This window comes from Paenibacillus sp. J22R67, assembly GCF_059692175.1.
This window is the reverse complement of record NZ_JCAUAX010000004.1, coordinates 658,848-682,674: the sequence shown is the minus strand read 5'-3', so window position 1 is coordinate 682,674 and position 23,827 is coordinate 658,848. Positions and strand designations below refer to the sequence as shown.

Here is a 23,827-nt window from a genome sequence, read left to right as displayed (position 1 = left end):
ATTTTTTATATAGATTAACTTTGATAGCTAGTTGCTGCGTTTTTATCACCAACTTTAACCGTAACATCCTTCGTTTCACCATCACGAGAGATGGTTACTTTCAATTCATCACCCACAGCCGCGGCTTGCACAGCTTTGGTAATGTCCTCGGTGCTTGAAGTTGCTGTACCATTTACACTTAAAATAACATCATATTGACGAATGCCCGCCTCAAAAGCTGGCGTACCATGCTCCACTTCAGCAACTACGGCACCTTTTGTGCTGTTAATTTTTAAATCTGATAGCATGTCATCCGTAATATTTTGCATCGCTACACCAATGTAGGGTGCTGGAATCGATTCGTTATTTTTCAGCTTATCTACAACAGCACTGAACGTACTTGCGGGAATTGCAAAGCCAATGCCTTGCGCTTCAGAGTTAACAGCGGTATTGATTCCGATAACTTCACCATTCAAATTTAAAAGCGGACCGCCAGAGTTACCTGGATTGATCGCCGTATCCGTCTGCAGTAAATGCTTGTAGTTTCGAGTACCCTCGGTATCATCGATGCTGATCGTACGCTCTTTGGCGCTTAAAACACCAGTAGTAACGGAGTAATCGAAGTCATACGGGTTACCAATCGCAACTAGCCAATCCCCTACTTGCGTGTTGTCAGAGCTACCAATTTTCAAAGCAGGGAAGGCTTTATCTCCTTGAATTTGAAGCACTGCCAAGTCTAGATCGTAGCTGCTTCCAAGAAGTTTGGCCGTAAAAGGTGTATCGTAGCCTTGTACATAGACGCTAATTTCGTCCGCGCCATCAATCACATGCTCATTCGTTAAAATATAACCATTCGAGTCAAAAATAAAGCCCGATCCAATGCCATTTTCAATCGTATCTCCGCTTTGGGTGCCTTGCTCAAACGAGTTTCTTCTATTTTGCCCATTATTCGTCTGTTTTACTTTCGTCTCAATTTTGACAATGGCTGGACTCGCAGCTTTTACAATGGAGGATACGCTATTCGCCCCTGTCGGCGATAAAGATGCAGTCTGGACATTAGCGGCTGCCGAGTCAGCAGCTGCTGCGACGCTCGATTGAACGCCCCCAGCATCATACCCAAACAAATTCAGCTTATCAGACGTGAACATCAAACCACCGATAACGACCGCTCCAGCCATAAAAGCTGCAAACATGGATTTAAATTTGATATTTCCTGTTTTGTTTTCAACCTTTATATCATTTACGTTGATCATATCCTTTGTATCCTTCATGTCTTTCATATCTTCATTCATTTGATTACCACCTTTCATGTGCCGTTTGTTTGTTTAATGTTGATAATTGAAGTATAGGCGGCTAACCTGAAATCTGAATGAAGCTGGGCTGATAGTCATATGAAAGTTAACTGAAAGTATGCTGAAGATTCATTGGGACTAAGGTACGATTGTCAACGGGCATATCATGATGGCTAGAGGAGAAAACTAGGTTAGATTTTGACGGCACACTGAACCTCTATATCCATAAATGTTGAAAAAGGAACTTAATTTAAAATATCGAATATCTATTGTGATCGGTTAGTTAAATTTGATGACAGACAGGAGTTAATTACGATGATCAAAGGTTTTGGAGGCATATTTTGGAGAACTCGAAATCTTGAGGCCACAAAAAAGTGGTACAGTGACGTATTGAAAATTGAAATAGGTGATTGGAATGGTACTATGATCAAACAAGAGTCAGGAAATGAGACGATCTTTTCCTTCTTTACCGAGGACGACAGTTATTTTCCAACCGAACAACAAGTGATGTTAAATTTCCAAGTACACGATCTGGACGAAACGATTAAGCATCTTGAGCAAATTGGTGTACCTCTCGCAAAAAACAAAGAGGTCGGCGACTATGGAAAGTTTGTTTGGATTGAAGATCCTGAAGGCCGACTGATTGAGCTCTGGGAGAAATAATCGATTTAGCCATAGAAAAGGCCAAAAGAGAAAGCAAAAAAAAGAGGCTGTCCCAAGTCATCCAATGACCGCGGGACTGCCTCTTTTGGGCTTCATAAAATTTAAGCTACTCCACGCGAGCTTCTTCTTACCAGGATGAAGTAAGCGAACATCGCTGCGGCGCTCGTCATTAAAATAATCACACCTAGTGGTACAGCGGTGTGTTCACCCGCGATGCCGACCAATGGTGAGACAACGGCTCCGAGCAAAAAGGGAATGACACCGAGCAGCGCTGCTGCGCTTCCCGCCATATGTCCCTGGCTCTCCATAGCAAGCGGGAAGGCTGCCGTTGACGTAATGCCGATTGCTGCTACGAAGAAAAACAGCGGAATCACTAATGCGAAAAGTGGTCCATGAGCGATGGCCACCACTAAGACAGTTACGCTCGCTAGAATGGCAAGCCATAGACCGAATAACAGGAAGGCGTGTTCGGATACGCGATGCGACATCCGCCCTACCACTTGGGAGCCGATGATTAAGCTAATCCCATTCGATCCAAACAAAAGGGCGAATACAGTTGGCGAGGCCCCGTAAATATTTTGATAGATAAAAGGCGTTCCCGACACATAGGCAAACACTCCCGCGATCATAATTCCCTGTGCCAGCATGTAGCCGACAAACTGTCGATCTCGCAGAAGCGATCCGTAGTTCCTTAACTGCTCCATGAAATTACTTGGCCTGCGGCGATCAGCCGGCAGAGTCTCCTGTAGTTGCCATTTTGTCATGATCAAAAGGTACAATCCTAACAGTGACAGCGCGATGAAGACACCTACCCAAGTAGTGAAAGATAGAATCCCGCTACCCGTAACCGGTGCCACGAGGGGACCTAAATTACCGACAAGCAATAGCAAGGAGAAAAACTTTGTAAGCTCGTGACCGCTGTACAGATCGCGTGCGATTGCCCGGGAAATGACAATGCCCGCCGAAGCGGCAAAACCTTGAATGAACCGGAAAGCGATCAACACCCCGATATTAGGCGAGAACGCGCAAGCTAATGAGGCAACGAGATAAACAGCCATAGAGATAAGCAGCGGGTTGCGTCTACCATAGACATCGCTCAGCGAACCCATAACGAGTTGGCCGATGCCTAGACCGAGCAAACAAGCGGTGAGACTGAGCTGCACAAGCGAAGCGGTAGTACCGAATTGCTTCACAATCTCTGGGAACGCGGGTAAATACATATCGATCGTAAAAGGCCCGAGCGTCGAAAATAAACCGAGCAGCAGTGCTAATCTAAACACATGCTGATTGTTCTTGCTGGTCATAATAAAAATGATCTCCTATTCTTCATTCCATATCCGAGTCTCTAATAGAGAATCTGATGTTCATCCTAACACAAATTTGCAAATTTCGACAACAAAAGTTTAGCACCTTACATATTTACGTTTAAAACCGATTCTTCCTTTATCTACTTCCTTTTGGATTCGCTCAGAAGCTATCAGGAAGCTGCTTTTCTTCTTATCGCGTTGAACTTCTACAGGGCCAACGGCTTTTGCAATCTCAACTGCCTTGTCATGTAGCGGCAAATAGGATAATCCTACTGTATAAATGAAATTATTCATCGCATATTTCGTTCGTTCGGGCGAATCATGAATCGTACTTTTCACCCTTTCAAGCAGATCGGCAAGTTTACTTTCATCAAATTCGCTGTCCGGCTGATTTCCCAGAAGCCAACAGTAACAACTCCAGCCCGCTGACATTTTCAGCTCTTCACCGCTTAGGATCCATTTGTCAGCCACTTGTTGGGCAATATCTGCTTCTGCCAAGGTCACTGCAACCACAAAATCAGACAACATATAAAAATAAGCCCCATCCATCCAGCGGTCAAAATCCGCCTCAGTCATTGCCTTTGGCTCTGCTATAACGCCGGCAAAATACATCGCGTCGTAGTTCCCTGTATGGTAAAGCTGCTCAGCCAAAGGCTGATTGAGCTTAATTTTCTTGGCAATGGGCTTCATTTCGCCAGTAGTTACGCCAAAAAGAGGTTCATGCGCGCCATTGGATACGTAAATTTTCTTCATTCGTTCCTTGCCCAGAGCTTCAAGCTCTTGCATAACCGTTTCTAAGTTCATAGTTTACCACTTCCTTTTTTATCTCATCAGATAATAGTAATAACCTAGTTCACCGGAATGTACTCAATCATTTCTTTGTTGGCATCCTGTTGCTTCACTTACTTCTCTAACGTGCAATCTCTCATCTATTGGTGCCGCGCTGATAAGAATGACATCCCCGGTAGAGGAACTACATAGCGCTTTTTGAGCTAAACTCGGCCTAGTCACTTACCAATTGGAACTACAGGGAATTACTCACCACCAGATTAGCGTAGTTCTGCCACTCGTACCGTACACCATTATCCCAGCTCTCTTTGCTAACTTTAATATTTTTCGGAGTTTCCGACGTTAGCTTCCTAAAACGTATGATAGACATTTTCACATTCTTGAAGATTACCGTTCAATAGCATAAATCATGCATAGCTATTCAGCAATTCAACAAATACACTTGGCTCGTCAACCGCAAATCGCCGAATTCCCATGTCAAGCAGCTCGAATAAGTCTTCCTGTTCAAATTTGAACGGCAGCACTTCCAATTCCAAGCCCGCTTCTGCCAAATACTGAAGAGCCTCCACGATAAACGCCTTCTGTAGTTTGTATCGCCACGGTCGTTTCTCTTCGCCATCTGGCAGATGAAGCTGAACAATATCAAGGGAATCAAACCCCGTTTGATGTATATCGGTGAATGTCTGCATCGCTGTTTCCGAGGAACGCACAGGAATCCACAACATAGTTCTAACATCGGGAACTAACCGCTTAACGGCCTTACAGTTCTCATGACTATTATGGGCAAAAATAATCTGCTGGGCTACGCCGTTATCCCGAATCAGCCCAGCCAGCACCTCCAAATCTACCTGTTTGAAGTCCAGATAGAGCTGGCGACCGGGATGCTCGGACAAAACAGCCAAGACTTGCTCGAGCGAAGGAACCTTCTCCATACGGAACTGCTCCCCGAACTTCACGCCGGCATCCCATTGCTGAATCTGATCAAATGTGAATTCAGAGATTAGCTTGTCTTGATCCGCTTCAGGAACGGACAATGTTCGTTTCGGCGTTGCGTCATGTAGGCCGATAATAATGCCATCTGCTGTTTGCCTGATATCGATTTCCGGAATTCCCCCAAGCTCCCAAGCATAATTCATCGCTGCCATTGTGTTCTCCGGTACTTCTGAATTCGAGTTTTGGTGGGCCTGCCACTGAATAAGCTGATTCGCTAAGTGCTTCTCATTGATGAACATTGTGCGTCATTCCTCCAAATTTTCTTATTTGGACTTCATAATTCGCTCAGACAAACCCGCATACTATTTTCAAGTATACAAGAGTGGCAAGCTAAAATAATCCACTTTCTTTCGTATAAGGGAACTATTTTCATTAACTTGTCGTTTACACAATACTCATATTTCTCTTACAGGAATTATCACCCCCATATAAGCAATGAATATCTTTGTTTTTCTCCGTTTTCCTTCAAATCTTTGGTTTGTCATACACGGATGTGTTTGATACGCTTTGAATATCTCAAAGTTAGGCCTAATCCACGGAAAAGGGGACGTCCCCATGCGAGCTCAGCGATTCAAATTAACAGATACACAACGATTTTTACTTCGCAATGTGTCTATCATCGGTCTCGGACTTTTTATCAATCAAATGCTGCAAACCGTGGGCAGCATCGTACTCGCCCGGGAGCTAGGCGACCCTGATCGGTTCGGCGAGGTTAACCTGTTGCTGCAAATCTTCGGCATGTTGTCGCTATTTCTCAATTTCGGCTTCAATTCTTCCTTAATCTATGCGTTTTCGCGCAAACCACTGGAAGCGGTTCAAACGAATTTCCGTGTCGCTTTGACAGGCAGTACTCTTTTCAGCCTTTTTATCGGATTGCTGCTCACCGCATTAGCTCCGCTGTTAGCAAACTATTACCATTTGCCAGAGCTTCGAGGAGCATTGCTCCTAAGTTCGATCATGTTTATTTTTAACTCAATTCTAAACATTGGCGTTGCATCCTTCTCTGGTAACCGTGATTTCGGAACACAAGCCTTCTTTATGGTTACTACGACGGCGCTATCCACAATTGGCACCGTACTTGGCGTGCTTTTGCCGCGTGGGAGTATGAATTTACTGGAAAGTATTTCACTTTGGATGGGCGTAGGGGCACTCCTGACTGCCTTTATTATTTGCATCAAAGTTGAACGTGTGCATAAACCTCTATGGTTCGGTCCTCTTCCGATTAAGGAGGTTAAAAGCATGCTAGCGTACGGACTGCCAACCTGGGCCGGCAATATTGCGAAGGCTTTCCAGCAGCCTTTTCTCGTCATGATGGTAGGTTCAAACTCCGTATTGGCTGTTGGTTATTTAGCAAATGGGTTCCGCATTACCGGCTTTATCGGAATCATCACGTGGGCGTTCATGATTGTCACACTTCCCTTTGTCGCAGAGCAAGCTCAGGATGTTGAGGAGAGCAAACGTCGCGGTACAAGTTGTATCCGGTACAACAACATCTTACTTTATCCGTTAACCGCAATCATTTGTTTATATCCAAGTCAAATCAATGGATTTTTATTTGGCTCGGATTACTCAACAGGTGATTCCGCTACATACATCCGCCTAATGGCGCTAGGTGTCCTCTTCTCTTCTGTTGGCCGCCTTGGCGGTAGTATTATGGCCGGTATTGGCAGGACGAAATCCACCTTCTGGGTGATGATTGCCGCCGGGATTTTCGTTGTTATTTTTGTTCCTATGGTTGCTGCCAGCAGTCCTGTGCTTGCCGTTTGGATCTACACCGGAGGCTGGGCTGTGTCTGCTCTGACGATGATCGGATTTTATTACTATGAGAAGTTTGCGCTTAACTGGTGGAAAGCTTACGGCGAGCCTTTGCTGCCAACGCTTGTGATGCTCGCAATTATGGAAGTCGGCCGATTTGCGAAAAGCTGGTTCCCTCTTTTCATTTGCGTTGGACTTCTAGCTCTCCTTATTCTTACGATATGGATTGAGAGAAATCGTAAACCTAGGTCAAATACAGCGCAGCGTGCAGTTGTTGTGGAATAACCTAGCGAGAACTCCGCTATTGCTTCACTCAAGGGAACTGGAGTTCGCTATTCGGAGGAAAACAAGCTATTCCCTGTCTGAGGGGAACTGTGGGGTCTTATTTCGTCTCCATCTAGCGTATTTCGGGTGAAATCAGCACAATAGCGGACCGTAGTTCACCTTCCAGGTGGAAAGTGTGCCTTTCCAGTGATATAGCGGACTGTAGTTCCATTCCCATGAACATCCCCGAATATATGACGAAGGCTGTCCCGCGGTCATTGGATGACTTTGGGACAGCCTTTTTCTATCTCTTATTTCCCGTTACTTCTGCTCTAACATTTTCATAAGCACCTTAACTGCTTCTGCCCGTGTTGCCGTATTCGCAGGTTCGAACTTATTACCGCTGCGTCCGTCGACAATGCCCAATAAGCGAATACTTTCTACCTTACCTTTCGCCCATGCTGAGATATCTTCGTCATCGGCAAAGCCGGTCGTCGCTTGCGATGCTGGCGCCACACCCAATGCAGTTGAAATCATGGATACCATTTCAACGCGTGAAATCAAGCTGTCCGGTCGGAAAGTCTGATCCTCGTAACCTTGGATGATTCCCAAATCTACCGCTTGAGCCACCGCAGTTTCAGCCCATAGAGGGATCTCCTGCTTATCTGTGAATTCGAGCATTTTACCCTTTTTGTCTACCTTCAGCGCGTTCATCAGCATGACTGTAAATTCAGCTCTCGTAACGGAATTGTCAGGTTTGAACGTTCCGTCCGCATAACCACTGATGATTTTCTGCGTTACAGCTTGCTTAATGTCTAGTTCAGCCCAGTGTCCAGCCGTATCCGAGAAGGAAATCTCCGTACTTCCTGGACTCTTAGGTTTGTCTACAGCAAATACAGCAAACTTCGTAAAGTGTTCTACTTCCACCGTAATTTTGTTATCCACTACAGTTCCACCAATTTCAATCCATGACTTCTTGGTTTCATCGTAATAAAAAACAGATGGTTGCTGATCTTCCCCTAACTTGGCAGGATCGAACAAGAGGGATATGCTTACCGGCTTGTCGAAGTTCTGCGTGAAGTTTTTCAAAATCTCAAAAACAGAGCTTAGCAGCTTGCTGCTATCGCTAACTAATCTACTTACATTTTGCAATGCCTCAGCTGTTAATCGAAGCTCTTGCCCTGTCGCTCCTTCAGGTATGGTAATCCAAATAGCATCCTTCCAACTTACACTGCGTGTACCACCTGCTGGGATCGTTACATCTAACTTGTCAGGTACGGCAGGCGAACCCGAACTCGTGTTTGATGAACCTGTTGAGTCGGACGAGCTTCTTGGCGAGTTGGTCTGAACCGTCTTGCTAAGCCCAATACTCTCATTACCCGCAGCATCTATCGCCGTGACACTAAATGTATAGGTGGTACCTGCCGTAAGAGAACTGAGATTAAACGAATACACATTTCCAGTAACCGAGGAATAGACAACGTTAGCAACGGATGCATATACGCCATTACTAACCGAAGCATAGACATTTCCAACCACCGTGCCGCTTCCTGTCTCATAAATACGGTATTGCTTCACGCCAATATTGTCTGACGCTTCCGGCCAACTTAAAGTTAGGCTATTCTGTCCAACATTCGCAGCCTGAAGCGTACTGCCTTGCGGCCACACTGGAGCCTCGATATCAGGCGCTTGTGTCTTGAGTTGAATGGCCTGAGTCCCGACAGTTCCAAACCAATTCTTGATTGTATTAAAATCGTTAGAAAAGGCCAATGACAGCAGAAGCATGATTCTGGCATGCTGTGGATTCAAGCTGTCTCCAGCAATAATACCGTTGCCACCGCTTGGGTACATCGTGCCCGACCCGGTTCTTGTTGTGGTGACGAAAATGACGCCTTGTTTGATAGCATTACTACGCGCCGTACTCATTTTGGACGAAATTCCTCCAGCTCCAGTGCCAGCCGTCACAATCCCCTTCGCACCTTCTCCCACAAATCCCTTAATAGCACCAGCCGAACTGTCTTGGTAGCCAAAAACGATTTCAACTGCCGGAAGTTGTTCCTTTGTGATTTTCTTCAAATCAAACGGAGTTGCCCAATCGGCTCGTCCTGCTTTGAACCGTTTCGCCGTGGTGCGATATATACGTATGTTGGTCTCATCAATATAACCAAGTGCACCTAGAATCGGTGTTTCAAACGTATCCATGCGTTGTGCGTTCGTTTTGGTTACATCCCTCGCCGCTTGAATGATGTCATTCAGCATGACGACTGTGCCAAATGATTTCGTTTTACCGCTGCCTGCAAGTTTAATTGCATTATACAAATTCGCTGGACCATCTGTTCCGATGACGTCCCAGGGTCTCATTGCGCCTGTGACAACGACCGGCTTTTCGCTTCTTACCGTGAGGTCAAGAAAATAGGCGATTTCCTCCATAGTATCCGTCCCAGTGGTAACGACCACGCCGTCATAGACTTCCAACGCTTGATCCACGGCAAGTGAGAGGTCGTACAAATCCCCCATCGAATAGCTGCCTGATCCTTTATTCCCGAATTGATACGTATTCACATTCGCAATTTTGTTTTTATTCGGCAATTGATTGACAAGGTCAGACATCAGATACGTTCCAGCTTGATAGGTTTGAAAACTCGTTGCATCCCTTGCTTTCCCAGCCAACGTTCCACCGGTTGCGATCACAACAACGTTAGGCAGTTGAGCGTCCCTGTTATCGGAAAGCGGAGGAATCGGAAAAGCTGTTCCCGAAGCTTCCGCCGCACCTGCTTTTAACGGATGAATTAACAAAACGGACAGCAGGAGTACCAGAGACAAGAAATAGAGCGGGATCAGGCTTCTTTTGAGATTCGGATGATACATATCATTCATTAAACCTTACCTCCCGCTGAATTATGATGCCTCTTCCACATCTTGGGTACCATAAGTGCCAAACCAACCTTTAATCACGTTAAAATCGCTTGAAAAAGCCATAGAAAGTAAAAGCATAATTCGAGCATGCTGTGCGTTCAAGCTATCCCCGGCGATGATGCCGTTACTTGAGCTAGGATACATGGTACCTGAACCCGTACGTGTTGTTGTGACGAAAATAACGCCTTGCTTGATGGCATTGCTGCGCGCTGCGCTCATTTTCGAGGAAATGCCGCCCGCACCTGTTCCAGCAGTCACAATACCTTTGACGCCGTCGGCTACCAGACCGTTAATTGCCCCGCCTCCAGCATCTTGATAAGCAAAAGCAATCTCTACGGCAGGAAGCTTATCCTTTGTAATACTCTTCAAATCAAATGGAGTCGCCCAATCAGCTTCACCAGCTTTAAGCGCTCTAGCAGTTGCACGATAGATACTAATATTCGTTTCATCGATATAACCAAGCGCACCAAGGATTGGCGTTTCAAAAGTATCCATACGGTGAGCGTTCGTTTTGGTCACTTCTCTAGCTGCCTGAATGGTGTCATTCAGCATAAGGACAGTACCAAAAGATTTCGTTTTTCCACTACCCGCAAGCTTAATGGCATTGTACAGGTTCGCAGGACCGTCAGTTCCGATGACGTCCCAAGGTCTCATAGCACCAGTGACGACAACCGGCTTTTCACTTCTAACCGTGAGGTCAAGGAAATACGCGATTTCTTCCATCGTGTCCGTCCCAGAGGTAACGACCACACCGTCATAGATTTCCAACGCTTGATCTACCGCAAGTGATAGGTCGTACAAGTCGCCTATTGAATAGCTGCCTGACCCTTTGTTTCCAAATTGATAGGTGTTCACATTACCAATTTTATCTTTATTCGGCAATTGGGCTACCAAGTCAGACATCAGATACGTTCCTGCTTGATAAGTTTGAAAACTCGTTGCATCCGTTGCTTTGCCAGCAAGCGTTCCACCGGTTGCGATGACGATAACGTTAGGCAATTGCGGATTTCTACTGTCGGATAGCGGAGGAATCGCCGCAGCCGCACTCGCAGAAGTCGGATTCATAAATACCAACATCATACTAAAGAGAGCCAGAACAAGAAACGGGATGAGGACCTTTTTGCTGAGTTTACTTTCATGAATAAATGTCACGTAAGAAAACCTCCATGTTAGGTATTTTTGAATTTAAACGCTTAAACTCAACCCAATCTTATTTAATGTCATATTATTTATCAAATACATAACATATTAATAAAAACGCTTACATAATTATTTTTCTCTGATTATCGCGTTTTATTAATAGATTATCTATGTTTTTAATATATAGATTACATAGGGAAATCTGGTAATTCCGAACCATTTTCCATATTAATATCACATATATATTACAAACATGACATTTACATCGGTTAATCCCATATGCCATCGCATCTCCCCCAACTTGCAATTTTACAGCAGTTACATGGAAATGAGTCTGACGATGAATTTACGCACTCATTTATGTCACAAAAGTTAACTTAAATAACCAAGAAACCCTTCTACATTTACAATTCTAAAAATATTAGAATATTTGCATGCGCTTTCTTGGAATAATATACCTTGTTTATTAACAAATCGTGTAATAGAATGGTGTCCATAAGTGAAAATTAATTAAACGAGGTGATATTATCTAACATAAATTTACTTTGATATTCAACTTTAAAGATTAGTCCCAGGTTAATTCATCCAACTCTATCTATTCTTCTGTCTATTCATCTATTTATCTATCTATTTATTTATCTATCTATCTATCTATCTATCTATCTATCTATCTATTAATCTACCTATCTACGCACACGCTTAGAATTACATTCTCTTAATTCACTTAGAATTGTCCACGTTTAATAAATTCGTAATTGTAATTGGAGGCGTCCTCATGAAATCTTTATTGTCCAGAAGCTCTGTTTCAAAGGTACTTTCCACAGCCCTTATTGCAGCTACGTTGCCTATAGGAGCAATTAGCGCCGCTGCAGAAACCTCTATCCCTAACGTCAATTCAACGGCAAGTTCATCTACAGTAACAGAAAATGTCTATCAAACACCGCCTAATGTTATCGTTTTGCCACCAGGATCGGAATCCGTCATCGTAACTGGCCCATCAACAACAATCAGCGGAGCGTTATTCGATGTTGACGTAGCGTTAACCGGTGTTACCGGTAAAGTGACCGCTCAGAAGTTTATCATCGAGTTTAATGCAGCTCGAGTTGATTTCATTGATGCACAAGCTGTAGATAGTTCCACTAGTATAGTTGGACAGTACGCAGAGCTCGGTAAAGCTACAGTCGTCGCTGCCAGCATTAGCGAATCGGCCGTTAATAATAAATCACTCATTTGCCTTAAATTTAAGGCAAAAGCAAACGGCGGCGTACAGGATATTAAAGTCAGCGCAGAACTCGGCCTTGCAGATAACGGTGTGATCCAAGCCACTCATTTTGGAAGCCTCAGCCTGCAAACAAACCAAGTTACCGGCGACTTAAACGACAATGGCACACTTGATATCGGTGATTTAGCTATTCTCGCCCCTTTTTACGGTATCACATCCTCTCATACTTCTTGGTCTACAGTTGCCGGTGCCGATTTCAACCAGAACGGATCGATCGATCTGACCGATCTAGGCCTTTTAGGCAAAAAGGTATTGTATGACACCAAGGAGTTCGAACTGATGGAAGCATCAGTGATGGATATTCAAAATGCGATGAATGCCGGTAAACTAACTTCCGTCCAGCTTGTTACGAAATATTTGGCACGTATCGATACATATGATCAAAAAGGGCCTGAAATCAAGGCAATTCTCTCGGTCAATCCAAAGGCTCTCGAAGAAGCAGCAGCTCTAGACAAAGAGCGTAGCGAGAAAGGCTCTAGAGGACCACTGCACGGAATCCCAGTAATCGTTAAGGACAACTTCAATACAATCGGTATGCCAACGACAGCCGGATGTATTTGCCTCAAAGCAAACAACACTTCGACCGATGCGTTTATGATCAAGAAATTAAAGGATGCGGGCGCGATTATACTCGCGAAATCTAACCTCCATGAATTCGCCTTCGGAACGACAACACTTAGCTCGCTTGGTGGACAAACCAAGAATCCGTATGATCTGACTACAAATCCTGGCGGATCAAGCGGCGGTACCGGTGCCGCTCTTGCAGCAAACTTTGGTGTCATCGGCCTCGGAACAGATACAGGCGGCTCTATTAGGATTCCATCCTCACGAAACGCACTTGTAGGTATTCGCCCAACAATCGGGCTAACGAGCCGCGAGGGTATTATCCCCCTCGCCCATTCTCAGGACGTCGGCGGGCCGATGGCACGTTCTGTAGCTGACGCTGCGATTGCGCTTGACGCTGTGAGTGGATATGACCCGAACGATCTGGTCACTGCTCTATCAACGGGTAATACCCCAAAGAGCTACACCGACTATTTGGATAAGGACGGTTTAAAAGGAGCAAGAATCGGAGTCATACGTTCACTGTCTACCGGCAACGACGCAGCCTTCAAAGCGGCAACTGAGAAGATGACTGAGCTCGGGGCAACCGTTATTGATGTAACAATCCCGAATCAATCCAAAATCCTAGGTTATGCCAGCTTGAGCGGCACTGAATTCAAGTTCGACTTGAACGATTATCTGGCTTCACTCGGCGCCAATGCCCCCTACAAGACACTGACGGAAATCATCGCTTCCAACGATATTTTACAGAGTCAAAAAAGTTCGATGATTCAGCGAGATAACGTGACGACATTGGAAACGTTGAACTATTATAAAGATCTTTGGGAGCGTACGAAGCTCACACAACAATCGCTAACTCAAGTATTGGGCGAAAATTCGTTAGATGCCGTCCTGTATGCAACCACTTCGGGCAATGCGAATCGGTTAAGTGCCTACTCCGGTTTTCCAGCCATCAGTTTCCCAGCAGGTTATACAAACCAAGTTCCATTCGGACTTGAACTTCTGGGCAGAGAGTACGATGAAGGAACCTTGATTAAACTGGCGTATGCCTTCGAACAGGCTACCCACCTTCGTACGATGCCGGCGTCCACTCCCGCTCTAACACCCGAGGAAGAATCAAAGCTCGTATTAACACCGTAAGCAATTTTCAATGAAAGGTCGGGACCTAGATATGGCACGTATGCTGCTTGGATTTTCTTTATCCTTATGTTTAGCTGTAGGACTTTGGCTTCCACAGGTTGCGGCAGCAGTCGTCGATCCTGTATTCTCCGTAACAACTTCAACAGATTCCTTGTTGCAAAATCAATCGTTTCAGGTTGATATTAAAGGCGATTCCTTAGATGACGTATTCGCCTATGAACTTAACCTATATTATGACGAATCAAGACTCCAGTTGGATACTACTCAAAAATTTACCAACCTTACTGGCTTCGCACTTCCAATAAAGATTGTGCAGGACGGTGGTACACACGCACAACTCGTCTATACAAAGACAGGATCATTAACGGGGCTGAACGGGTCGGTCAATCTCGGCAGCTTGACCTTTAAAGCAGTAGGTTCAGGTACCACTCAGCTAGCACTAAAGAAAGTTAAGATGAGCACAAGTTCTCTTAAGGACGAGAAAACACTGACGCCGGACGTTACGGCAACAGTCATAGTAGAAACCAGAGAAAGACCGACACTTGGAAGTTTCCCTATGACTACGGCCCCCGCAGAACCGCATGTTGTTTCTGTGAAACCGGAGCAACTGCAGACCAGTGGAGTTGAGAAGATTGCCATTCTACTTCCATCTGATGCTCAGCAGATTGATTTACCTCCAAATACCGGTGAATTGTTGGGCGAAAGGAAGCTTGAAATTCAGTCAGAAAAGATCAATTTGGCATTTTCAGCCAAGTTGTTCACCCAGCTGATCAATCTTGTCAGTGAGCAGGAACGCTCCGGCAGCCAAATCACACTACGCATCGAACCACTCATCGAGCCGACAATTGGCGACGGGGTATTGAATCAAGCTAAGAAGCAACTAGGAGCGAGCGTCAAGTTAGGCAGCGCAGTTTATGACGTTAAGCTGTACGTTACGACCAAAGCCGGTCAAACCTTAAGCCTTACGAGTTTCGAACAGCCTATTCAGATTCGATTCAAGCTTGATCCCGCTGTAAATCCGAAACTTAGCAGCGTATATTACATCTCTGATAATGGAGGACTAGAGCGTGTAGGAGGAAATTACACAAGTGGTGAGTTGATTTCCGACATCTCCCACTTCAGCAAATACACCGTTCTGGAAGTATCTAAATCTTTTGCAGATGTTCCACATTCCCACTGGGCGTCGGATGTCATCCAAGAACTTGCCTCTAAACTCGTTATTACCGGCACAAGCGAACAAACCTTTGAACCCGAAAGCAAGGTAACACGCGCACAATTTACAGCACTTATTGCAAGGGCACTGGAATTGAAGATAGATAGTTCATCCACCTCATTCCAAGATGTACAGCCATCCGATTGGTTCGCCTCTGAGGTTGCAGCTGCGGTGCAAGCCGGTATCGTGAATGGCAGGGAAACTAACAAATTCGAGCCGAATGCCCTGGTCTCTCGCGAGGAAATGACAGCCATATTGATGCGATCTTACAAGCTTTTGCACGGCAAAACTGATTCAGCAGCAGCACCATCTTTCTCGGACGAAGCAGCAATCGGAGAATGGGTGTTAGCCGATGTCAAAGCAGCAGCAGCTCTAGGTTTGGTGCAAGGCCGCTCCGAGGGTCAATTCGAACCTCAAGGCTTTGCAACGCGAGCAGAAGCTGCGCAGGTATTGTACCGTTTGTTATCGAAATAGAAATAAACAAAACGAACAGGAGGGGACGCTTAGTCCCCTGCCTCCTCGCCACCTCCCTTTTATCCCAATACGCAGAACTTGTTTTTCCACGACAATAAAGGAATAATAAGAGAGTATTCAATTTTAATTAGGCGGTGTTCGAATTGGTTCAATTGGGCTCAGGTATTACAACCATTCAGCTAGGCGCAGCAAACAGCAGCAACCCCTTCATCCCGACCATCCTGTGGGACGATCAAGACGTCATTCTCATCGATACTGGCATCCCCGGCCAACTGGAGCTGATTCGTGCCGCGTTTGGGGAATTATCAATTCCTTTCGAGAAGTTGACCAAAATCATCATAACCCATCAAGACATGGATCATATCGGCAGCCTGCCGGCGCTGGTTCAAACCCTCGGTGACCAGGTTCAAGTGTTGGCCCACGAAACAGCCGTACCTTATCTAGCTGGAGAAATCCCGCTCGTTAAGAGTAAAAAGCACGCCCCGCCTGTCAAGGTCGACGTCGCGCTGCAAGACGGCGATATTCTACCGTTTGCCGGCGGCATTCGAGTTATCTATTCGCCGGGTCACACACCGGATCATACCTCTTATTATCATATTCCGAGCAAAACCCTAATCGCAGGCGATGCTCTAACAGCTAAGGACGGCGTTCTGCAATCCTATAACCCCGCCTACACACCGGATCAGGAAACAGCACTGGCATCCATCACCAAGTTCCAAGAGCTGGAACTTGAAGCAATCATCACATTCCACGGCGGTGTTTGCACCGACAATTTGCAGGAACGTCTGCAGGAAATCGTAACTGCGGGACCAGTAGTGAGCAGCTAGTTAGCTTCCTAAATAAAAGAACCTCCGTATCCACTACTTTCGTGGATGCGGAGGTTCTTTTTGTAGTTCTCTCAATACAATGCGGAATTATTTGACCGCTCCTGCCGTCATGCCTTCCATGAACTGTTTGGAAGCCAAGAAGAAAATAATCATCATCGGCACAGAAGCTAAAGTTAGTCCAGCGAATAGCATACTTAAGTCTGTCGAGTACTGCCCGAACAAGGATAACATACCAACCGGTATTGTTTTCTTCATATCATCCTGTATGAAAATGAGCGGAAAAAAGAAATCATTCCATGCCATGATAAAGTTCATAATCATTACAGTCCCTATCGCTGGGCGTATCAACGGCAGTAACACATGCCACATAACACCGAAATCAGAGGCACCATCGATACGCGCCGCTTCTTCGAGCTCCTTCGGGAGCGTCCTGAAGAAGCCCGTTAAGATAAGAATCGCGAGTGGCATTCCGATTGCCGTATACACACTAACGAGCGACCAAATACTATTCAACATCGCGAGTTTCTTCATTAAAAGAAACAAAGGTACGATCCCAAGCTTTATGGGTATCATCATACCCAAGAGGAAGAAAAAGAACAAAGCTCCATTCCAGCGGAACGGGTATCTGGCAATATAGAAGGAAGCCATAACACCAAATAGCAATATAAGAACTACGGACACAACACTTACTACAAGGCTGTTCCAAAAATAAGTGAAGAATGGTATTTGGTGCACCAATTTACTGTACGCCGCAAACGATATGGAAGTCGGCAATGACATTGGATTCTTCAAAATTTGGATATTTGTTTTCAACGAGGAGGTCAGCATCAGAAAAATCGGATACAAACTGACCAGTGCCCCCAAATACGCCGCAGCGTATTGGAGTCCCCGAACTGTTTTGTTGGTTTTCATGGTCCGCCTCCTGTCTTAATGCTGAGCCGATTGGTTCCTAGTGAAGTACAGGAACAAAGCGGAAATCGTTGCAATAATGAAAAATAGTACAACAGCCAATGCCGAACCAAGACCAAGTGCAACCGAATCTCCGCCAGACGAGCCACCGAAAGCAATGCGATAAAAGAATACAGCCAACGTGTCTGTTGAGTTATAGGGCTCACCTTGCGAGCCTTCCATCGCATAGATCAACTCGAAGGCTTCGAAAGCATGGATAAACGTAAAAACAGTGATAATGATCAGGGACTGACTCATCATCGGCAGGATGATCGAGCGGATTAATCGAAACCCTTTGACGCCATCCAACCTGGCCGCTTCAATAACTTCCGTAGAAATCGCATGTAAACCGGCAAGGAAGATCAACATTGAGAAACCAACGCCAAACCAACTATTGACGATTGTTATCGAGGTTAAAGCCGTAGCCGGATCACCCAACCAAGGCTTGGCCCATGAAACAAGGCCTATCTTTTTGAGCATAACATTCACGACGCCATTATTCGGGTTGAGCATAAGCTTCCACAAGAAACCCACCACGATGACAGACAGCAGCCTCGGCAAAAAATAGGCCATTTTCAAGAAATTAGAACCTTTAACTTTACTATAAACAAGATAAGCAAGCACAAATGCAAGTACATTCTGCACAGCCATCTCTACAGCAAAATAATAAAGATTATGGCCAAATGCGTTCCAAAACAGATGATTGAACGGTTCTTTCGTAAACAAGCTCACAAAATTGCCTACACCAACGAACTCTCCACGGACGAGACCTTTCCAATCATAAAAGCTGTAACCAAATGCGGAAAGAATCGGGTAAATAACGAACATTATATACACTGCGAGGGCAGGGACCGGGAACAGATGAACTGCTCCCTTTTTCCACCCGGACGTTTTGGCCAAGTTATTCATGTCCCCAACACCTTTTCTTTACTTATTTCTTTGGTTTAAACCATGTATCTGCACTCTTTTGAACTTCCTCTGTCACTTGCTCCGGCGTCAATTTGTTCAAATACATACCTTGGATTGAATTCTCTAATGTAGCTTTCGTCGTTGGGTTGCCTGCATTAAAATATACAACTGCAGCGTACGGCGTGGAGATTGTATCGGCATTTTTGGCGATTTTAGCCACCAACGGATCATTGGCTGCTACACCTGGAATCGTGCTTGGTTTCTGCAATTCATTCACAGCAAGCGATCCGAACTCTTTCGTCGTCAAAAATTCCATGAATTTCAGAGCTTCCTGTTTATGAGCGGACTTCGCATTGACGGAGAAAGATCCATCTACCCAAGTCGTTACTGTTTGTTTGCCATCTGCCTTCACTGGCGGAACTGGGAATACATCCATTTGCAGATCAGGATTCGTTTTCTTCATGACGGCATATTCCCAATCTCCCATAACCATCATAGCCGCTTGCTCAGTAACGAACATATTTCTCATATCGTCCATGCCGATTCCTACATAATTATCAGGGAAATAAGGCGTCAATTCTTTCAGCATTTTAATGGAACCCACATACTCCGGACTTTTGAAGTTCGCAGCCCCGCTAAGTATTTTCTTCATAAAATCAGTCCCATAAACAGACGGTCCAAGCGTCCCTTCAGTCAGCGAAAGAATCCATCCTTCTTTGGAACCAAACGCGAAAGGCGTTACTTTATTTTTCTTCAATGTATCTGCAGTTTTTAGGAGTTCATCCCATGTCTTAGGTTCTTGAAGATTATATTTTTGAAAGATTTTCTTGTTATAAAACACTTGCGTTGAGCTGAAAACGGTCGGAACACCGTATACTTTACCGTCAGTTCCCGTAGCAGCGAGCAATGTATCCTTCGAGAATACATCCATTCCTTTAACATTAGTCAATGGCTCCAAGTAGCCTGCATCTGCCAAAGCTGCACCTGCGGCATAAGGACGAAGATGAATAATATCAGGACCATTCCCACTTTGCAGACCTGTGTTCAGAGCTGTGTTGTACTCTGTATTCTTGGTCGGTTTAAACTCGATATCAATATTCGGATTTTTCTTTTTGAACTCAGCAATGATTTTTGTGTAAGCTTCTGTATCTTCTGTACGCCAGCTCCCCATTGTCAGCTTTACTTTATCCTGTGGCGCTGCTGCTGTTGTTGGTGCAGTACTTGCTGTACTTGCTGTACCAGAGGTTGCACTTGGCGTTGCGGTGTTACTGCTGCATGCTACAAGCATGGAGGATGCTGCGACCATCGTTAAAACTGCCCCACTGAATAAACGTTTCATAAAAAAAGCCTCCCTTTAATTTTCATATCTATGTTTAACCTCCAGAACGACAAGAGGACCAAACCGCTTCATGCAAAATCGGACGCAATTCTCGAATCTTGTTATTTCTCCCAAGATGAACGGCATTCGTTAGGAATACCACGCTTATCTCTTGTTCAGGTTCTATCCACAAGCTCGTTCCAGTGAAGCCTGTATGACCGAAACTACGCGAAGGCCAACTCACACCGCAACTCGGCACATAAGCTGGAGCATCGCTAACTTCCCAGCCTAACCCGCGACCTCGAACCGAAGGCCCAGTAGCTTCGCGCATTAGCGATGGAGGTAGTAAGTCGCAACTTTCCGGCGCCAACAACCATCTAGCATAACGCGTCAAATCGTCTGCCGTAGCGAACAACCCCGCACTTCCGGACACTCCACCCATCTGGAAACTCTTCTCATCATGAACTTCACCTATAATGAAAGATCCATTTACAAATTCCGTAGCAGCCACTCGCTCTATCAGCTTATCTTCCGGATTATAAACGGCATCACACATCCCAAGTGGATCAAATACATACTGCTTAACGAAGCGATCAAGCGTCTCGCCAGTTACACGTTCTACAATAATGCCAAGTAGGATCATGCCGAGATCGCTGTACCGCATATCTTCACCAGGCAAAAATTGCAGCTCCTGCGCAAAGATTTCCGCAAGCAGCGCTGGCCGCTTCTCCTCACGCGGTCTAACAGGCAAATCCGAAGGTAACCCGGATGCGTGCTGCAATAGATGACGAATGCTTACTAAAGAGTGCCGAAATGCAGGCAAGTACTTTTGTACAGGAGCATCTAACGAAATTGCACCCTTAGCTACTAGAATGAGTATCGCCGGTAGTAGTGCTGTCACCTTCGTCAAGGAGGCAATGTCAAACAAGGTATTCAAGCGAATCGGGCACTTCTTGGTACCATTAGAGAAAGAACCATAAGATTTTTGGAATCGAATACGGTTCGATATCGTGATGTCCAGAACTGCTCCAGGCAATAACCCCTCTTGCAACCAACCTTCCACCAAACGATCCACTTTATCCAATGCGTTTCCCCACACTAACTGCTTGCCGAGTCATATCCAGCGATTTCACACTTTCCTCGTAATGACAGCCAGCGATTCCTACATACAAAATATCTATAACATTCAGTTGAGCAATCCTTGATGCCATTGCCCCGCTGCGAATACTTTTCTCCAAGGTACTTATAAAAAGCTGAATATCAGCAAGTTCCGCTACCGGATTAGCTCCGAATCTAGTCAATGTAATGACCACTGCACCATTTTTCTTCGCTACAGCGAGGGAACGAATCATATCCTCTGTTTGACCCGTGTAGGAAATACCAAAAACTACATCACCAGGAAGCAGGTTAGCTGCAATGGTAGCTTGCGCATCGAACCCTGTCCCAATCTCGCACCAACGGTTAATCCGTGATAGCTTTTGCTTGAAGTCCTCTGCAATTACCCCTGAGGCTCCGACGCCGAAGACACCAATCTTCCTTGCTGCACTTAGCGTTTGTATCGCTTTCTCTACACTTTCCGGCGAGAGAACGGTCAGTGTATCTTGAATCGAAACGATATTGTTTGTTGTGACTGATTTAATGAGTTCCCCTACCGAACTGTTCGCATTTATTTCCTGATAGGCTTCTGTCGGTAATGATGTCTGTGATAAATCCCCAGCGACTCGCATCTTAAGTTCCTGAAACCCTTTAAAATGAAGCGAGCGCGAGAGCCGAATGATTGTCGCTTCACTCACACAGGCAAACTCTGCCAGCTTCTGTACCGAAAGGCTAACTACCTCTTGCGGATGTTCCAAAATATATTGTGCAACTTTGCGCTCACTTGGCGTTAAGCTTGCCATAGCAGCTTCGATGCTCACTAATCCACCCTTTAACATAGGCAACATCCTCAATGGTTTTATCGATAAATTATTTCAATGTTAATAAAGCTGACTTACTTTTCTCATTATAACGAGTTTTATTTCATTTTGTAAATACTTTATTGAAACTTTATTTCTTCGGTGTTATGTAACCTATCACTTGTAAAAACGCTTTCTTGTATTTCAGCAACTCATTTCTATCATAGAACGCTTACATTATCCCTACTAAACAAATAAAAACCCCGATATGCATCGGGATTCCTCACATTTCATTAACGAGAATCAAAAGCGTTGCGCAAGCCATCACCAACAAAGTTGAAGCACATGATCGTTAAGAAGATCATAAATCCTGGAACAATGGGCACCCAAGGAGCTTTCATCATGATCGTCAATGTCTGCGCACTCTGCAGCATATTCCCCCAGCTTGCCGTTGGAGGTTGAATACCTAAACCGAGATAACTCAGCGTTGATTCCGTCAGAATCATCGCCCCCATTTGAATGGACGCAGAGACAATGACCGGCGCAATCGCATTAGGCAGAACATGATGTACAATAATCCGAAAATCGGACATCCCTATCGTTCTGGCTGCATCTATGTATTCACGATTTTTAACCGTTAGAATCTGCCCTCTTAATAGACGGGACTTCCCCATCCAACCAAAGGCCACCAGCACAACAATGATGTTAAATAAACTTGGCTTCAGCAGTGTAACAACCGTTATTAGAATGAATAGCGTTGGAAAAGAGTTCATAATGTCAACAAAACGCATCAACACGGAATCCACTCTGCCTCCATAGTAACCTGCAAGCGAGCCTACAATAACCCCAATAATAACGTTGAACAACACCGCAAAAATACCTACTGAAAGAGAAACCCGCGCTGCATAAAGTGTCCGGCTCAACATATCCCTGCCGAGATCATCAGTCCCGAACCAATGGGACATACTTGGCGGTTTAAGACGTTGCAGCAGATCTTGTTCCGCTGGATCATGCGGGGCAATGACTGGTGCTAGCACCGCCATAATGATTAATAGAGCCAATATTATTAAACCTATTACAGCTAACCTATTGCGTTTATAACGTTCCCATGAACGGTTTTTCGGAAGGGTAACTGCCGATTTATTCGTGGAAAGCACTACATTCATAGGGTCACCCCTCTCTTTTGCTCAAACTGACACGCGGGTCAAGGATCGCATACGACATATCAGCCACCAAGCTGCCTAGTACATATAGGAAAGAAACGATTGTCGTGATGGCAAAAAGTACCGGATAATCCCGTTGGAAGGCCGCCTCCGTAAACAAACGACCCATGCCAGGGATTGAGAAAATAGTTTCGATAATCAACGCACCGCCAAAGAATCCGGAAAGGTTAAGTCCGAATAACGTGGCTAGCGGAATCATGGCATTTCGAAGACCATGAACGGAAAACACTCTACGATCAAACAACCCTTTGGCCTTCGCCGTCCGCATGTAATCTTGATTAATAACCTCCAACATACTCGAACGGATGTAGCGAGTCCAAATCGCAACCTCGACGATGGCCATTGTCGTAATGGGCATAATTAAATGTTTGATTCGATCCATAATACTAAACGGAGCATTGATTGTCTTTAAACCACCTGAAGGCAACCAACCCAGTTTTACAGCAAATAACATCATGAGTAAAATGGCGAGAAAGAAGCTCGGAATCGACATACCCGTGAACGTCAACCCGGATACGAATTGATCTAATTTAGAATTAGGCTTAAACGCACACAGGATACCAATCGGGAAAGCAATCAACATCGACAGGATGAAGCTAGTAACCGTCAGAAGCAGCGTATTGGGCAGTCGATCCCAGATCACATGGGTTACCGATTCATTTTTCAGAAAAGAAGTACCGAAGTCTCCCCGCACCATTCCACTAATCCATTGCCAGTATTGGACGGTTAAGGGTTGGTCCAAGCCATAAGCTTTCTTCATATTTTCTATGTCTGCAGCTTTAATGGTCGGATCCTCAGCCAAAGCGGAGAGTGGCCCACCTGGCGCCATATGGATGATGATGAAGATAACGATCGTGATGCCGAACAGAATAGGAATAGCGTTCAACAAACGCCTAAGTGCGTAGAGAGCCAACGACATTCACTTCTTTCTTATAA

Annotated in this window: 18 protein-coding genes; 5 read left to right on the top strand and 13 right to left on the bottom strand. The window is 45.1% G+C overall.

The annotated features are described in order from the left end of the window. Positions 1–14: 14 nt before the first annotated feature. Entirely contained in the window at positions 15–1,271 is a 1,257-nt protein-coding gene (locus AC58VC_RS19220) for a S1C family serine protease (RefSeq protein WP_497370434.1), read from the bottom strand. Positions 1,272–1,586: 315 nt separating this feature from the next. On the opposite strand from AC58VC_RS19220, the gene AC58VC_RS19215 reads away from it, so the two are divergent. After that, positions 1,587–1,934 carry a VOC family protein gene (locus AC58VC_RS19215; RefSeq protein ID WP_497370433.1) on the top strand — a complete coding sequence of 116 codons (348 nt, stop codon included), beginning with the start codon at positions 1,587–1,589 and terminating at the stop codon, positions 1,932–1,934. 101 nt (positions 1,935–2,035) lie between these two features. Here the strand turns inward: AC58VC_RS19215 and AC58VC_RS19210 are convergent, their stop codons facing one another. The 3 genes from AC58VC_RS19210 to AC58VC_RS19200 form a co-directional block, all read right to left on the bottom strand. Next, positions 2,036–3,238, bottom strand: coding sequence for a multidrug effflux MFS transporter (locus tag AC58VC_RS19210; RefSeq protein WP_497370432.1), 1,203 nt, complete (start codon positions 3,236–3,238; stop codon positions 2,036–2,038). Positions 3,239–3,337: 99 nt separating this feature from the next. Then, positions 3,338–4,045 (bottom strand): DNA alkylation repair protein, encoded by a 708-nt coding sequence (locus AC58VC_RS19205; protein WP_497370431.1) that lies wholly within the window; start codon positions 4,043–4,045, stop codon positions 3,338–3,340. 392 nt (positions 4,046–4,437) lie between these two features. Continuing rightward, a complete protein-coding gene (locus AC58VC_RS19200; RefSeq protein ID WP_497370430.1) occupies positions 4,438–5,262 on the bottom strand; it encodes a glycerophosphodiester phosphodiesterase in 825 nt (274 codons plus the stop codon). A 316-nt stretch (positions 5,263–5,578) separates the two neighbouring features. Between AC58VC_RS19200 and AC58VC_RS19195 the strand changes: the two genes are divergently transcribed. Continuing rightward, entirely contained in the window at positions 5,579–7,063 is a 1,485-nt protein-coding gene (locus AC58VC_RS19195; RefSeq protein ID WP_497370429.1) for an oligosaccharide flippase family protein, read from the top strand. A gap of 300 nt (positions 7,064–7,363) precedes the next feature. Here AC58VC_RS19195 and AC58VC_RS19190 read toward each other — a convergent pair whose 3' ends face one another. Further along, positions 7,364–9,919 carry an asparaginase domain-containing protein gene (locus tag AC58VC_RS19190; RefSeq protein ID WP_497370428.1) on the bottom strand — a complete coding sequence of 852 codons (2,556 nt, stop codon included), beginning with the start codon at positions 9,917–9,919 and terminating at the stop codon, positions 7,364–7,366. A 21-nt stretch (positions 9,920–9,940) separates the two neighbouring features. Further along, positions 9,941–11,110, bottom strand: coding sequence for an asparaginase (locus tag AC58VC_RS19185; protein WP_497370427.1), 1,170 nt, complete (start codon positions 11,108–11,110; stop codon positions 9,941–9,943). A gap of 763 nt (positions 11,111–11,873) precedes the next feature. Between AC58VC_RS19185 and AC58VC_RS19180 the strand changes: the two genes are divergently transcribed. The 3 genes from AC58VC_RS19180 to AC58VC_RS19170 all read left to right on the top strand — a co-directional run bounded on the left by AC58VC_RS19180 (position 11,874) and on the right by AC58VC_RS19170 (position 16,598). Further along, the gene (locus tag AC58VC_RS19180) at positions 11,874–14,084 is read left to right on the top strand and encodes an amidase family protein (protein WP_497370426.1); all 2,211 of its coding nucleotides are present in this window, start codon (positions 11,874–11,876) and stop codon (positions 14,082–14,084) included. A gap of 10 nt (positions 14,085–14,094) precedes the next feature. Further along, positions 14,095–15,771, top strand: a complete 1,677-nt coding sequence (locus tag AC58VC_RS19175) for an S-layer homology domain-containing protein (protein ID WP_497370425.1) — start codon at positions 14,095–14,097, stop codon at positions 15,769–15,771. 143 nt (positions 15,772–15,914) lie between these two features. Then, complete coding sequence (locus AC58VC_RS19170) at positions 15,915–16,598, top strand: MBL fold metallo-hydrolase (protein WP_497370424.1); 684 nt, start codon at positions 15,915–15,917, stop codon at positions 16,596–16,598. 87 nt (positions 16,599–16,685) lie between these two features. Here the strand turns inward: AC58VC_RS19170 and AC58VC_RS19165 are convergent, their stop codons facing one another. The 7 genes from AC58VC_RS19165 to AC58VC_RS19135 form a co-directional block, all read right to left on the bottom strand. After that, positions 16,686–17,510, bottom strand: a complete 825-nt coding sequence (locus tag AC58VC_RS19165) for a carbohydrate ABC transporter permease (protein ID WP_497370423.1) — start codon at positions 17,508–17,510, stop codon at positions 16,686–16,688. Positions 17,511–17,525: 15 nt separating this feature from the next. Continuing rightward, positions 17,526–18,455 (bottom strand): carbohydrate ABC transporter permease, encoded by a 930-nt coding sequence (locus AC58VC_RS19160; protein WP_497370422.1) that lies wholly within the window; start codon positions 18,453–18,455, stop codon positions 17,526–17,528. 22 nt (positions 18,456–18,477) lie between these two features. Next, on the bottom strand, positions 18,478–19,794 hold the full coding sequence (locus AC58VC_RS19155) for an ABC transporter substrate-binding protein (RefSeq protein WP_497370421.1): 1,317 nt from the start codon (positions 19,792–19,794) through the stop codon (positions 18,478–18,480). 34 nt (positions 19,795–19,828) lie between these two features. Next, positions 19,829–20,848 carry a serine hydrolase domain-containing protein gene (locus AC58VC_RS19150; RefSeq protein ID WP_497370597.1) on the bottom strand — a complete coding sequence of 340 codons (1,020 nt, stop codon included), beginning with the start codon at positions 20,846–20,848 and terminating at the stop codon, positions 19,829–19,831. A 1-nt stretch (position 20,849) separates the two neighbouring features. Beyond that, positions 20,850–21,707: a MurR/RpiR family transcriptional regulator gene (locus tag AC58VC_RS19145; RefSeq protein WP_497370420.1), complete on the bottom strand. Its 858-nt coding sequence runs from the start codon at positions 21,705–21,707 to the stop codon at positions 20,850–20,852. Between the two features lie 254 nt (positions 21,708–21,961). Continuing rightward, positions 21,962–22,834, bottom strand: coding sequence for an oligopeptide ABC transporter permease (gene opp4C / locus AC58VC_RS19140; RefSeq protein ID WP_497370419.1), 873 nt, complete (start codon positions 22,832–22,834; stop codon positions 21,962–21,964). A 4-nt stretch (positions 22,835–22,838) separates the two neighbouring features. Continuing rightward, entirely contained in the window at positions 22,839–23,804 is a 966-nt protein-coding gene (locus tag AC58VC_RS19135) for an ABC transporter permease (RefSeq protein ID WP_497370596.1), read from the bottom strand. Positions 23,805–23,827: the final 23 nt, after the last annotated feature.